Annotated in this window: 12 protein-coding genes; 7 read left to right on the forward strand and 5 right to left on the reverse strand. The window is 56.2% G+C overall.

The annotated features are described in order from the left end of the window. Positions 1-7 precede the first annotated feature (7 nt). The 5 genes from ACR3EH_RS08880 to ACR3EH_RS08900 are packed head-to-tail and all read right to left on the reverse strand — an operon-like array spanning position 8 to position 4,518. A complete protein-coding gene (locus tag ACR3EH_RS08880; protein ID WP_171183750.1) occupies positions 8-658 on the reverse strand; it encodes an RraA family protein in 651 nt (216 codons plus the stop codon). Positions 659-701: 43 nt separating this feature from the next. Continuing rightward, positions 702-1,670 carry a C-terminal binding protein gene (locus ACR3EH_RS08885; protein ID WP_171183748.1) on the reverse strand — a complete coding sequence of 323 codons (969 nt, stop codon included), beginning with the start codon at positions 1,668-1,670 and terminating at the stop codon, positions 702-704. Positions 1,671-1,691: 21 nt separating this feature from the next. Next, positions 1,692-2,702: a DctP family TRAP transporter solute-binding subunit gene (locus ACR3EH_RS08890; RefSeq protein WP_216600427.1), complete on the reverse strand. Its 1,011-nt coding sequence runs from the start codon at positions 2,700-2,702 to the stop codon at positions 1,692-1,694. A gap of 19 nt (positions 2,703-2,721) precedes the next feature. After that, positions 2,722-4,008, reverse strand: a complete 1,287-nt coding sequence (locus ACR3EH_RS08895; protein ID WP_171183745.1) for a TRAP transporter large permease — start codon at positions 4,006-4,008, stop codon at positions 2,722-2,724. A gap of 9 nt (positions 4,009-4,017) precedes the next feature. Next, positions 4,018-4,518 carry a TRAP transporter small permease gene (locus ACR3EH_RS08900; RefSeq protein ID WP_171647443.1) on the reverse strand — a complete coding sequence of 167 codons (501 nt, stop codon included), beginning with the start codon at positions 4,516-4,518 and terminating at the stop codon, positions 4,018-4,020. 124 nt (positions 4,519-4,642) lie between these two features. Here ACR3EH_RS08900 and ACR3EH_RS08905 point away from each other — a divergent pair, with 124 nt between their 5' ends. The 7 genes from ACR3EH_RS08905 to ACR3EH_RS08935 all read left to right on the forward strand — a co-directional run bounded on the left by ACR3EH_RS08905 (position 4,643) and on the right by ACR3EH_RS08935 (position 14,264). Next, positions 4,643-5,323: a GntR family transcriptional regulator gene (locus ACR3EH_RS08905; RefSeq protein WP_171183741.1), complete on the forward strand. Its 681-nt coding sequence runs from the start codon at positions 4,643-4,645 to the stop codon at positions 5,321-5,323. Positions 5,324-6,052: 729 nt separating this feature from the next. Further along, the gene (locus ACR3EH_RS08910) at positions 6,053-6,853 is read left to right on the forward strand and encodes a hypothetical protein (RefSeq protein WP_171183738.1); all 801 of its coding nucleotides are present in this window, start codon (positions 6,053-6,055) and stop codon (positions 6,851-6,853) included. Positions 6,854-7,515: 662 nt separating this feature from the next. After that, entirely contained in the window at positions 7,516-9,090 is a 1,575-nt protein-coding gene (locus tag ACR3EH_RS08915; protein WP_171183736.1) for an ABC transporter substrate-binding protein, read from the forward strand. 55 nt (positions 9,091-9,145) lie between these two features. Then, entirely contained in the window at positions 9,146-10,699 is a 1,554-nt protein-coding gene (locus ACR3EH_RS08920; protein ID WP_171675872.1) for an ABC transporter substrate-binding protein, read from the forward strand. Beyond that, positions 10,700-11,668 (forward strand): ABC transporter permease, encoded by a 969-nt coding sequence (locus tag ACR3EH_RS08925; RefSeq protein WP_171096722.1) that lies wholly within the window; start codon positions 10,700-10,702, stop codon positions 11,666-11,668. Further along, positions 11,665-12,579, forward strand: coding sequence for an ABC transporter permease (locus tag ACR3EH_RS08930; protein WP_171096721.1), 915 nt, complete (start codon positions 11,665-11,667; stop codon positions 12,577-12,579). The genes ACR3EH_RS08925 and ACR3EH_RS08930 overlap by 4 nt, the downstream gene beginning before the upstream one ends. Continuing rightward, on the forward strand, positions 12,576-14,264 hold the full coding sequence (locus tag ACR3EH_RS08935; protein WP_171183733.1) for an ABC transporter ATP-binding protein: 1,689 nt from the start codon (positions 12,576-12,578) through the stop codon (positions 14,262-14,264). Before ACR3EH_RS08930 ends, ACR3EH_RS08935 begins: the two co-directional genes overlap by 4 nt. Positions 14,265-14,375 lie beyond the last annotated feature (111 nt).

Consider the following 14,375-nt stretch of genomic DNA (forward strand, 5'->3'; position numbering starts at 1 on the left):
GTTTGGTTTAGATGCGACCGAATTTCGCCAGACCTTCGCGCAGCGAGCCGGTTTCGATGATCAGGCGGGCCTGTTCGGCTTCGCGCTCGTCGATCTCGCGCGCCATTTCCAGAATTGCCTCGGCATGGTCGCGCGGCACAGCTACCGCACCGTCAATATCGGCTACTATGATATCGCCTGGGTGCACGATGACTTCACCCATCGCCACTTCGACATTCGAGGCCAGCGTCCGGATACGGCCCAGCGTAGTGCCTGGGCTGACGCAGCGGGAATAGACCGGGAAGTCATAGTCACGTTTGATTTCGACCAGATCGCGGACACCGCCATCCAGAACCGCGCCTTCGTGCTTATTGGCGACAGCGCCCGCAGTCATCAGACCACCCCACAGGGCAACGTCAGTGGTGCCGTTGGTCGAGATCACAATGACCGAACCGGCCTCGGATTCATCAATGGCGTCCAGCGCGTGCTGGGGTGGCAGAAATTCATCTGTCGGACCTTCCAGAATGGTCACGGCAGGGCCAACGATTTTCTTTTCGTTGATGCGCGGCTTGATCGAGGCAGGCAGAAAGCCGGTTTTACCTGCGATCTTGTCAACCGCATCTGCGACGGATGCGGTGGCCACTTCGCGAAACCCGGCAACGAGTTCTTGAGTGTTCATGAGTATTATCCTCTTGGGTCAGATAGTTAGAAAGCGGGGCGTCTCACCACGGATTTTTCCAGCTTTTGGGCTGATACCCGTTGAGAACGCGGGTGATTTCTTCGGCTGCATTGCGCTGCAGGACTGCAACCGAGCGTTCCGAATACCAGGCGGCATGATCGGACACGATTGTGTTGGCGCTGTGCAGCAGCGGGTTGTCGGGGGCGACCGGTTCCTGTTCGAACACGTCGATGCCCGCGCCAAATATGCGCCCCTGGTTCAGAGCATCGGCCAGCGCAGCCTCATCGACCAGGCCCCCGCGCGATACATTGATCACGATCGAACTTGGCTTCATCAGTGCGATGTGTTCGGCATCCAGGATATGCCGCGTTTCAGGGGTGAGCGGTGCGTGCAGGCTGATGACGTCTGCGGCCTTACAAAGATCAGCCAAATCCACCTTTTGTACGTCTGCCGCTTGGGCAGCGTCGTCGCTCATATACGGGTCAAATACCAACACGGATGCAAACCCCAGCGCACGGAATTTCTGGGCTGCCTGTAAACCGATCTTGCCACACCCAATCAGGCCAAGGGTGGCGTTTTCGCGGCTGGGGATCAGGGCTGCTTGGCCTATACCCCATTGGCCTTGTCGCACTTCAGCATCACGTGACGGGATGCGCCGCTGCACCGCCAGATACAGCGCCAGCGCGTGTTCGCTGACCTCGGTTTCGGCGCCATAATCGGGGACGTTTACGACATAGATGCCGCGCGACCGGGCGTAGTCCAGGTCGATGTTGTCGACGCCCACCCCATAGCGGACGACGACTTTCAGGTTCGGACAGGCGTCGATCACGGCCGCATCCACGGTACGTTCCCGCACGAGGATGGCGACCGGGTCCAGCGCCTGCAAAGCCGGGACCGCCTCAGTCTCTGGCCCGACCGGCGCGATCTGAACGTCCTGCTTGGCCAGCACCGAGGCCTCGGTGTCATAGGCGGCATAGCCGGGTTCAAGGATTGCTATGGTTTGGCGGGTCATGTGACGGTCCCTCGGCATGGGTTACTGGGCCTTGTAGGCTTCGACGGCAGCGTCGAGGCGATCCGGCCATTCCTCGCCAATCTCACCGACGATGTATTCACGCACGGCGGGCTGCGCGGCTTCGCGGAACATGGCTTTTTGCTCGGGGCTGACCGGCACGACCTCCATGCCTTTTTCCGACAGGATCGCGGTGGCGTTGGCGTCCTGCGCGGCGGTCATGCCACGGTGGATCGTTTTCGAGATTTCAACGCACTGCTCGACGGCTTTCTTCTCGTCATCGGTCAGGCTCTCATAGAACATGTCCGACATCAGATAGGCGTGCCAGCTGAATACATGCCCATCCAGAGAGACGTATTTCTGGTGCTGATACAGCGAGGCGTTGACAATGTTTGTCACACCGTTTTCCTGACCGTCCACAACGCCCTGCTGCAGCGCACCAGGCAGTTCCGGCCACGGAACGGGCGTTGCCGATGCACCCAGGCTTTCAACCAGAGTCACCCATACAGGCGCGGTCATTACGCGCATTTTCAGGCCTTCCATATCGGCAGGCTCGGCCACGGGCTTGACGTTGTTGGTGAAGTTACGCACGCCATTATCGGCCACACCAAAGCTGCGGATGCCGGTCTTTGCCAGCATATCCTCGGCCAGCGCGTCACCGAATTCACCGTCCATCACCGCCCAGGCCATCGCCTGATCGTCGAACAGGTAGGGCATCGCCAGAACTGAGAAGGGTTTGTAGACTGCCGAGATCGGGCCGTCGTGGATCGCTGCCATCTGAACGGTGCCCAGCTGCAAACCTTCCATGATCTCGGACCCTCCGCCCAGCTGCGAGGCCGGGAATATCTGAACGTCGATCAAGCCCGAGGTCTTACCCTCGACGCAGGCTTCAAACGCCAGCGCCGCGGCGTGTTTGGGCGAGCTCAGGTCAGCGGCCTGAAAATGCGCATATTTCAGCTCTTTAGCTGAAGCCGCACTGGCGGCGGTCATTGCAACAACGGCTGTTGCCGTCATCAGTTTCGACATGGTTTTCATGAGGTTCCTCCCTTTCATGTCAGTTCGCAAATCCAAAGAAGTTGGGGATGAAGGTGCTGACACCCGGCACGAGAATGACCAGAAGCAGCACCACGAGCTCAGCCAGCAGCAGCGGCAAAACCGCTTTTGACAGGCGTTCGATTTTCAGTTGTCCGACGGTGGCGATCACGAACAGCACTGGACCAACCGGAGGGGTGATCATTCCGATGGTGAGGTTCAGCACCAGCATCATCCCGAATTGCAGCGGGTCGATCCCCGCAGAATAAGCGATGGGGCCGAGGATCGGCGTCAGGATGATTAACGCGGGCAGCGTGTCGATGAAGAAGCCGCAGATCAGGGCGAACGCCGCAAGAATGAACAGGATGCCCAGACGGTTCTCGGTGATCTGGGTGATCAGTTTGGCCAGTTCCTGCGGAATTTGCAGATAAGTCAGCAGCCAGGCAAAGATCGACGCCATCGCCACGATCAGGAAGACCGACGACGTCACCACCGCGGCCCGCACAAACGCGGCGTACAGAGCGTGGACCGTGAAAGCGCGCAGGATGAAGCCAAGGAACAGAGCATAGGCAGAGGCCACCGCGCCCGCCTCGGTCGGAGTGAACACACCGAACAGGATACCGCCCAGAATGATTGCTGGCATGATCAGCGCTGGAATGGCCGACAGGGTTGCACTGCGCAATTCAACCATGGTGGCGCGATGTTCGCGCCCGCGGTAGCCGTTGCGGGTGGACACGATATGGTTCGCGATGGCCAGCGCAACGCCCAGCAGAACCCCAGGCACGATTCCAGCCAAAAATAGTCCCGCGACCGTCACTCCATTAGTCGAGATCGCAAAAATCACAGCCAGGATGGACGGTGGGATGATCGGACCGATGGTGGCTGTCGCGGCGGACAAAGCACCGGCATAGTTCTTCTCATACCCAGCTTCACGCATCATCCGCATGACGATGGCAGAAGGCCCTGCTGCATCCGCGAGGGCAGAACCGCTGATCCCCGCAAACAGCATCGACACAAGGATGTTCACATGCCCCAGCCCACCACGTACATGCCCAACCAGAGCGTTGGCAAAGCGCAACAAAGCGTTTGTTAGCCCGCATGCCGTCATCAGTTCAGACGCGAGAATGAAGAACGGTACCGCCATCAGCGGAAAGCTGTCGATCCCGGCGAACATGCGTTGGGTTGCGACCAGTGGGTTCAATGAACCGTCGATAAAAATCGCCGACAGGCCGGCGATCCCCATCGTGAAGGCTACGGGAACACCCAGAAACAGCGTCGCAAAGAACAGGATGATCAGGGTTTTTGCCATGGCTCAGACCTACGCCTCTTCGCTCTTGGCGCTGGGGCCGTGTTCAAACTCTTGGCTTACGAAACGTTTTGCGAAAAAGGCCAACTGAATCAGGAACAAAGCGCACCCGACTGGGATAGCGAGATAGGGGATGCCGCGTGAAATGCCGGTGGACATGGTTTCCTTGTTCCAGCCGAATTCAACGAACTTGACACCCAGCCACAGCATCGTCGCCATGAAGGCAAACATGACGAAGACGATGGCCCAGCGCAGCAGTCGGGCCAGAGCTTCGGGTAGCAAATCCGGAATTGTGGTGATCGCGACCAACCGGCCCTCTCGCAAGGCAAGACCAGCACCGCAAAAAGCGCCGAGGATCATTAGGTGTCTTGCGACCTCTTCAACCCAGGCCAGGGACGTACCAAAACCGTACCGCCCCACCACATTGGCAAAGACGATTGCAAAGACCGTAGCGAGCGCCAAAGCCACCAGCGCCCGATTCAATGCAACAATCCATGTTTCTAGAGTTTGCAAAGACGCCCCTCCCGATGCCGTCTCTTTGTGAGAATCACAACTGGCATACAGTATGCTAATGTGTCAACACTAACACATTGTATGCCAGATACATCGCTGCTACTGTCGAACTGAGGAGAGCGACATGAGCCCATTCAACAGACCGAAATCATTGACGGAATTGGTGACCGAAAACCTGCGCGAGCGGATTATCAAAGGCGAGTTCGAACTGGGTGAGCAGCTGTCTGAGGCTCGAATCGCCAAGAACCTTGAGGTCAGCCGCACACCTGTTCGTGAGGCAATCAATCGACTTGAAATGGAAGGGCTGCTCGTAGTCGAACCGCAACGTGGGTCCTTCGTGTTCAACTTGGAGCCCGAAGAATTGGCAAAGCTCTGCGACGCGCGTGTCTGCCTTGAGACAACCGCTTTAACCTCGGCCATGCAGGCAAACCCGCAAGAGCTGTATACCGCGCTTAACGATTGCATCAATCGGATGAAAGCGGCGCGAGGGGCGGCGGATGATGCAGAATACCTGTATCAGGATACTCTTTTCCACCAATGCCTGTTTGATTGTGCGGATAATCGGTTTCTGAATGACGCGTACCAGACGATTGCTCTTAAAATGGCAGCATTGCGCAGCCGGTTGGGGCACCACCCGGATCACATGGCTAAGTCCTATCGGGAGCACATTGAGTTGCTTCAGTGCGTCGAGAATGGCGATGTTTCAAAAGCGCTAGACGTGCTGAAACTCCACATAGACAGGAAAGAAGGGTCCTATTGGAGTGACGCAACTAAAGCGGACAGCCAGACCCAGCACGTGAATTAAGCGCTTCTGTGTCCTGCCTGCAGCACGCACGACGTTTCAACTCGCACCCGCAGCGAAGGTCGGGTTACCCTCGCGATTGACTAGACCACGCGAAAAAGTCGAGGTCGGCGTTGGGCTCAAAGCGGTCTTTAGCTGCAATCTGTGTGAGTGTCTGCTATATTGTTTTACCAACATCTTGTCATAAGACACCTTGCGCTGTGCCTCGTTTGAAATCGATCGTTGTGTGGTATCTACCGTGGTATACATTCAACATAGATCAATTTACTATATATTTAACAAATACCTGCAGGATTAGTTATACTGACTTCTTTTCCGCCATCAACCTATTGACATCATGCGGTAAAAGCCAAGCTGGGCAAAGCCTTTCGCCGTTGACTGATAAATTCGCACGAAGATGAAGAGGCACAACCAACTAGGCAGGAGTTCACTTTGTTTGCAAATACAGGAACTCGCGCGGCAGGATCTACAGGAAAAGCACTGATGGGAGATGCGACAACGGTAGACAGATCTAGGGTGAATCCAACTTAACTTGAATAAGTCTGCAGAACCCGCCCAAGGTTCTTTTCGATTATACACTTCCACTTGGATTCACGCAGAAACATCGACACAGAACCAATCGGCATGTGGACAATAAAACACAACGATCGAGAAGCATCATCCGGTCGTTGACGACCTCCAAATCCCTTAGGTAGAGACACTGTATCAAACCGTTGCAAAGGGAACGATGTTTTGGATTTTGAGGTGGCGAGTTTTTGGTACGGACAATCGCTCTCTTGCGTGGAGCGAGTCTGTATTCAGTCCTTTCTCGACCATGGCTACACGTATCATCTCTATGTTCTGGATTTGGACATTGATGTCCCGGACGGTGTCATCGTCCATGACGCCCGCGAAATATATGGCGTGGGCAAAACCGACCAGCTTGATGCGTCACGCAAACGCGCCGCGGTGTATTCGGATGTGTTCCGAATCTATCTGATGCAAAAAACCGATTACGTCTGGGTCGATCTGGACATATATTGCGTAAATCCCCTGCACGTGAATTCCGATTATCTGTTCGGCCTGATTAGGCGGAACAACTCGATGAACAACTGCGTTCTGCGTCTTCCAAAGGGTTCACTGGCCCTAAAACTTATCATCAACTTCTTGGAATCTGATGTGCCATTTCCGTTTTGGCTCGGACCGGAACGCACACAGAAGTTAGTTGACCGATACCAGGCAGGCGATCGATTTACGCTGTATGACCTGCCCTGGACGACAACCGGCCCCAGTGTCACCCGCTGGGCCCTAAACGCGACCGGCGAGATCAGTCGCGGCCAGCACTGGCATTTGTATTTTCCGCGTCGCGGTTTTTTGGATCCTGAACGTGGTCTAGATGACTACGAACCCGATTGGGTTCGTTTCCATCATTTCCAAGGCGAAACCAGAAGCAACATAAGGGCGCATTACGGTGGGTTGCCGCCCGAAGGAAGCTACATTGATGTCGTCTGCAAACGTCACGGTATAGACCCTGCTCGATATCCGGTCATTTAAGCTCCGCAATCACGCCGCTCAGCAGACTTCTCCGCGTTCATCATGCAGTTTACCTGTTTGTCTGTTGAGCGGACAGTCCGGTGGACTGTTTTTAGATCGAACGTTCTGATTGAAATTTGATTGCGGAAGGGCACAACCACCGGTGTCGACCGCAATTGAAAAGTCAGGAATAGGCGCGAACCCGACATACGCAACTCGTCACTAAACTTCTGTTATCCGAGGTTAATCTGCCGTTGGTGTGTTTTGCTTGAACAACCAACTTGTGTACTTGGCAAACGAGCGAAAAAACCTCGGGAGGATTACAAATCTGGCAGCAAGTCTAAGGCAGTGGGGCAATCGCTTCAAAAAGCGGACATTTATCCAGACTCTGAAAAACGCCGTTCCCGTCAGCGCCACCTGGATTTACTTACCATTACGGGAAGCTTGATTTTTGCGGTTTGTTTTCGTCTCGCCTGAGCAATAGACACTTGATGCGACGTTTTTGGAGGGAAGCTGCCATCTAAAAGTCCCGCGTTTCAAACGTTTGGCAACTCTGCACCGCGTTGAACGATTGACATGCATTCGCAGTTGGTATGCTATCCACAACCATAACGTTCACAGAAATTTGCGACAGAGCATCGCGAATTCAAAGCAGATAAGCATCTGCAAAATGGGAGAAAAACATGAACAAACCAATACTCGCGCTTGCGCTGTTGATGACGACGACGTCGCTGGCCAATGCAGAAACCCTGCGTTGGGCGCGCTCGGGGGATGCGCTGACGCTTGACCCGCATTCGCAAAACGAAGGGCCCACGCATACCGTGCGCCACCAGATGTATGAACCTCTGATTATCCGCGACACGTCCGGCGCTTTTGAGCCTGCGCTGGCCACCGATTGGGCCCCCAGCGAGAGTGATCCGAATGTCTGGGTGTTCAACCTGCGTCAGGGCGTGAAGTTCCATGACGGTGCTGATTTCACCGCAGAAGATGTAGTGTTCAGTATCAACCGCGCGAAACAACCAAACTCGGACATGAAAGAGCTAATCAACTCGATTGTCGAGGTGCGTGCTGTTGATGACCACACGGTCGAGATCGTGACCGACGGCCCGAACCCGATCCTGCCGGCGAACCTGACCGACCTGTTTATCATGGACAAAGGCTGGACCGCGGCGAACAACGCGGTCAACGTTCAGGACTTTGAAGGTGGTGAGATCACCTTTGCGACTGTGAATGTAAATGGCACCGGCCCCTACAAGCTGGTTAGCCGCGAGCCCGATGTGAAAACCGTGATGGAGCGGAACGAAGACTATTGGGGTCGTGATCAGTTCCCGATGGCGATCAGCGAAATCATCTATACACCGATCCAGAACGACGCCACCCGCGTTGCGGCGATGCTGTCGGGCGAGGTGAACTTCCTTCAGGATATGCCGGTGCAGGATCTGGACCGGGTGAATGCTGTGGACGGCTTGGTCGTCAAGCAAGCACCGCAAAACCGGGTGATCTTCTTTGGTATGAACCAGGGCGGGGATGATATCGAAGCGGACAACGTCGATGGCAAGAACCCCCTTGCCGACGTCCGGGTACGTCAGGCCATGTCCAAGGCGATCAACCGGGACGCCATCCAACAGGTGGTTATGCGCGGTCAGTCGCAACCTGCCGGGATGATCGCACCGCCCTTCGTCAACGGCTGGACCGCCGAGATGGACGGTGAAAGCAGCACGGATGTTGAAGGCGCGAAGGCTCTTTTGGCCGAGGCGGGCTATCCCGACGGCTTCTCGATCCGGCTGGATTGCCCCAATGACCGCTACATCAACGACGAAGGTATCTGTCAGGCCGCTGTCGGGATGCTGGGTCAGATCGGCATTACGGTGAATCTGGATGCCAAACCCAAGGCACAGCACTTCCCGCTGATCACGGATGGCAAGACCGATTTCTACATGCTGGGATGGGGCGTTCCGACCTATGACTCGGAGTACATTTTCAACTTCCTCGTCCATGGCCGCGAAAGCGACATCGGGACGTGGAACGGCACCGGGTATGACAATGATGAGTTGGATGCCAAGATCAAGTCGCTGGCCTCGAACACGGATCTTGTTGCGCGAGATCAGGCTATCGCCGAGATCTGGCGCGTGGTGCAGGATGAACAGCTTTATATTCCAATCCACCATCAGGTGCTGAACTGGGGTATGGCTGAAAACCTGGACATCAACGTTGATCCTGAAGATCAGCCTATGGTCAAGCACTTCGGCCTGAACTAAGAAACGTGGCCGGGCCTCGAAATACGGGGCCCGCCACCAAAAAGTGGGAGCTATCATGAAACGTCTGACCACTGCCGCGCTTTTGGGCGCGCTTGCCTTACCCGTAGCAGCCGAAGAGTTCACGTTTGCCGTTACAACGGACCCGCAAACAATGGATCCTCATGCGGTCAACTCCGCCCCCGTTCTGGGTTTTTTGAACAATGTCTACGAAGGGCTTGTTCGGCGAGGCAAGGATATGACCATCGAACCGGCGCTTGCGACCAGTTGGGAAACCATCGGCGACGGAGCTGGATGGAGGTTCAAGCTGCGCGAGGGCGTAACGTTTCATGATGGGTCTGAATTCAATGCGGATGACGTGATCTTCTCGTACCAGCGGGCGTCTGACGAAAACTCGGACACCCGCAGCTGGTTCGCGCCCGTCAGCGAGGTGGTCAAGGTTGACGATTACACCGTCGACGTGATGACCACCGCACCAAACCCAATCTTTCCCGACAGCATCGCCAACTGGATGATCATGGATAGCGGCTGGGCCGAGGCGAATGACACAGCCCTTCCCGACAAAGAAGCAGGTAACTACGCAACGCTCAACGCCAACGGTACCGGTGCCTTCCGCGTCACCGCGAGAGAGCCGGGCCTGCGCACGGTTCTAGAGCCCTTCGAAGGCTGGTGGGGCGAGACCGAGCACAACCTGACTCGTGCCGAACTGGTGCCTATCCAGAATCCAGCGACCGCTCTGGCAGCTCTGCTTTCAGGCGATGTGGATTTCATCAACCCGGTTCCCATTCAGGACGTCGCCCGGTTGCAGGGCAACCCGGACGTGAAAGTCATTCAGGGCATCGAAGCACGTGTCATCATGCTGGGCTTCGACCAGCAGGAAGGCGCAAGTGAAACGGGCCAAGGCGGGACCGACGTTTTTGGCGACGTGCGCGTACGCGAGGCCGTTGCCAAAGCAGTTAACGTACCAGCCATCCTGCAAACCATCATGCGCGGCAACGCCGAAGTGGCAAGCCAGTTGGTCAGCCCGGCGATGCGTGGCTATTCGGCTGCAAACGCAGACCCATATGCCTACGACCCAGAAGGTGCGAAGGCGTTGCTGGCTGAAGCGGGAGCCGAAGGGGCCGAAGTCAGCTTCAAATGCTCCAACAACCGCTACCTAAACGACGAATCCGTTTGTCAGGCCATTACCGCCATGCTGACGCAAGTTGGATTGAATGTGACGCTCGATGCGATGCCCGTGCAAAATTATTGGCCTGAGCTGCGCGCCGACAACTTCGATATGTATCTGCTGGGCTGGTCACCGGGCACATTTGACGCCGAACATCCTGTGCGTTTCCTCGCATCGACACCAAATGAGGAAAAGAAGCTGGGTTCGTGGAACTTTGGCGGCTATTCCAACGCCCGCGTGGATGAATTGCTGCCACTAATCCAGTCCGAGATCAATGAGCCTACCCGTCAGGCTATGCTGGATGAGGTTGCAGGCATACTTCAGGATGAGGTCGCCTATGTGCCCCTTTACGTCCAGCCGTTGGTCTGGGGCGCGCGCAGCAATATCGAGCTGACACAACGGCCCGACAATTTCTTCCTTCTGCGCTGGGTCACGGTCAACTAAATGCTGTCATACATTATCAGGCGCGTTGCCCAGTCGGCGCTGGTTCTGTTCGTCGTGGGCCTTGTCGCCTTTTCCATGTTCCGCTTTGTCGGTGATCCGATCGACAACATGCTGGGGCAAGAGCGGACCATGGAAGATGTGGAACGTCTGCGCGCTCAGTTGGGACTCGATCAGCCGTTTCCGGTGCAATATGTGAAGTTTCTGCAAGAAGCGGTACAGGGCAATTTCGGCGTCAGCTTCCGTCAGGGGCGTCCGGTCGCTGAAATCCTGGCCGAACGCGCTCCGGCGACGCTGGAACTGGCGCTGGTCTCGGCCGTATTTGCCATAGTCTTAGGCATCGCACTGGGTGTTTTCACCGCAATCCGGCGAGACGGGTTTGCCGCGAATTTCATCATGTCAGCCTCTCTGATCGGGGTATCCCTGCCCACCTTCCTGATCGGCATCCTGTTGATTTACGTCTTCTCGGTCGAGCTTGGATGGCTACCAAGCTTTGGGCGCGGAGAGGTTGTGGATCTGGGCTGGTGGAACACCGGCTTGCTGACCAGCAGCGGGCTTAAGGCGCTGATCTTGCCAGCGATTACATTGGGTCTGTATCAGATGACCCTAATCATGCGGTTGGTGCGGTCCGAGATGCTGGAAGTCCTCCGGCAAGACTATATCCGCTTTGCCCGCGCCCGCGGCCTCAGCGACCGGACCATCAATTTCCGCCATGCGCTGAAAAACACCATGGTCCCGGTTATCACCATCATCGGTCTGCAACTGGGGGCCATCATCGCCTTCGCCATCATCACCGAGACGGTGTTCCAGTGGCCGGGTCTCGGCCTTCTGTTCATCAACGCAATCCAGTTCGTGGATATTCCTGTCATGGCAGCTTACCTGATGATGATTTCGGTCATCTTTGTCACCATCAACCTTGCGGTCGACATCCTTTATGCCTTCATCGACCCGCGCCTGAGGGTCAGCGCATGAGCCGAGTGAGACGCATTCTGGACAGCGACCAGTTCTACGCCTTTCGCCGGTCGCCCGTGGCCATGGTCTCGGCCACGGTGGCTTTGATCCTCATCCTCGCCACCATCCTTGCACCGTTGATTGCGCCGACAAACCCGTTTGACCCGGCCAGCCTGAACCTGATGAACGGCTTCACCCCGCCGATGGAACCCAATGCCTTTACAGGCGAAAGCTTCCTGATGGGCACCGACGATCAGGGGCGGGATGTGTTTTCGACCATCCTGTACGGAATGCGGATCTCGTTATTTGTTGGGGTGGCGGCCGTTCTGTTCGCCATGGTTCTGGGCATTATTCTGGGTTTGTTGTCGGGCTATTTCGGCGGCTGGACCGAAACGATCATTATGCGTACAGCGGATGTGCAACTGACCTTCCCTTCTATCCTGCTTGCTATGCTGATCTTTGGCATCGCCAAAGGCATTACTCCGGTGGAATATCGCGACCAAATGGCGATCTGGGTGCTGATCCTGGCCATTGGCCTGTCCGATTGGGTGCAGTTCGCTCGTGTCGTCCGGGGCGCAACGCTGGTCGAGAAAAACAAGGACTATGTCGCCGCCGCGCGCATCATCGGGCAAAGCCCGCTGACGATCATGCTGCGCCATATCCTTCCCAATGTGCTGTCACCGGTTCTGGTGATCGCGACCATCTCGCTGGCGCTGGCGATCATTGCCGAGGCGACGCTCAGCTTCCTTGGTGTTGGAGCGCCACCAACGCAACCGTCACTCGGCACGCTGATTCGTATCGGGCAGGGCTTCCTGTTCTCGGGCGAGTGGTGGATCCTGTTCTTCCCCGCCTGCACTCTGCTGGCACTGGCGCTGAGTGTGAACCTGCTGGGCGACTGGCTGCGTGATGTTCTGAACCCGAGGCTGAAATGACCGATCCCGTTCTTTCGATCCGCAACCTGACGGTGGAAATCCCCACCCGCCACGGCATCTTCAAGCCGGTCGAGCATGTGACCTATGATCTCCACCCCGGTGAAATCCGGGGCGTTGTCGGCGAGAGCGGTGCAGGCAAATCCATGACCGGCAACGCCGTGATCGGCCTGCTGGACCCTCCGGCCCATGTGTCAGAGGGTGAGGTCTGGCTGAATGGGCGCCGCATCGACGAGTTGGACGCCGAGGATAAACGCCGGATCCGGGGCAAAGAGATCGGGATGATCTTTCAGGACCCGCTGACCTCGCTGAACCCGCTGTTCACAGTTGGTGAGCAATTGGTCGAGACGATCCAACTGCATCTTGGCCTGTCCGCGTCCGAGGCGAAAAAGCGCGCCATTGCCCTGCTGGATCGCGTGTCCATCCCCGACCCGGCGGATCGTTTCAACCAGTATCCGCACCAGTTTTCCGGCGGGATGCGTCAGCGGGTGGTAATCGCGCTCGCGCTCTGTACCGAACCCAGTGTTCTGATCGCGGACGAACCTACAACGGCCCTGGATGTGTCTGTCCAAGCGCAGGTGCTGGATCTGATCAAGGAACTGGCGAAAGAGCGTCAGGTCGGCGTGATCCTCGTCACCCATGATATGGGTGTTATCGCCGACACCACCGATACGGTCACTGTGATGTATTCCGGTCATGTGGTTGAAAGCGGCACGACCGATCAGATCCTCGGCGCGCCGACACATGAGTATACCAAATCCCTGATTGCCGCCGTGCCGCGCCCGCACACCAAGGTCGAGCGTTTCCCAGTGGTCAATTATGGCGAGCGGGAAAGAACCTTCAAGATTGACGATCTGGCGGCCCATTGGGACAAGACTGATCTGTCCAAAACCGGCAAGCTGCTGGAAGTCGAAAACATTACTAAAACGTTCCTGCAAAAAGGTGGGCTGCTACCATCGCAACGCAAGTACTTCACTGCCGTCGATCAGGTGAGTTTCGACATTCGCGACGGTGAGGTTTTCGGCCTTGTGGGCGAAAGTGGCTCTGGCAAGTCCACGGTCGCGCGGATGATTGGAACGCTCTATCCCGTAGATGGCGGACGGGTTATCTTTGATGGCGAAGACGTCACAGTCATGGAGGCAGAGGCTCTGCAAGCCTACCGCCGCCAGATCCAGATGATCTTTCAAGACCCGTTCTCCAGTTTGAATCCCCGCATGAGGGTTGGGGATCTCGTGGCCGAGCCCATCCATCACCATAAAATCCTGCCCAAGCCCGCTATCGAACCACGTGTGCGCGAATTGCTCGACTGGGTTGGGCTGGCTAAGGACGCATGGCGTAAGTATCCACATGAATTTTCCGGAGGGCAGCGTCAGCGTATTTGTATTGCTCGCGCCCTCGCAACTCAGCCCCGTTTTCTGATCTGCGATGAACCGACAAGCGCCTTGGATGTCTCTATTCAAGCGCAAATCCTGAACATTCTCAAAGACCTGCAGGAACATCTCGGCTTGACCATGCTCTTTATCAGCCACGATCTCCCGGTCGTACGTCAGATGTGTGACAGGGTGGGCGTGATGCGTAATGGGAAGTTGCTTGAGGTCCAGGAGACGGATTCGTTGTTCGAAGATCCGCAGCATTCGTATACTAGGGAACTCTTGGATTTGATGCCCCGGTTAAAGCAGTTGGCATAATCTTACGACATAGTCTTACATCGGTTTTTTTCAGAAGACGTTGCTGGAGATGTGGAAGCGCAAGCAATCAACGGAAGTTTAAACTCAAACACCGACTGGATATGCTTCCAT

The organism is Ruegeria sp. BG7 (assembly GCF_056535685.1).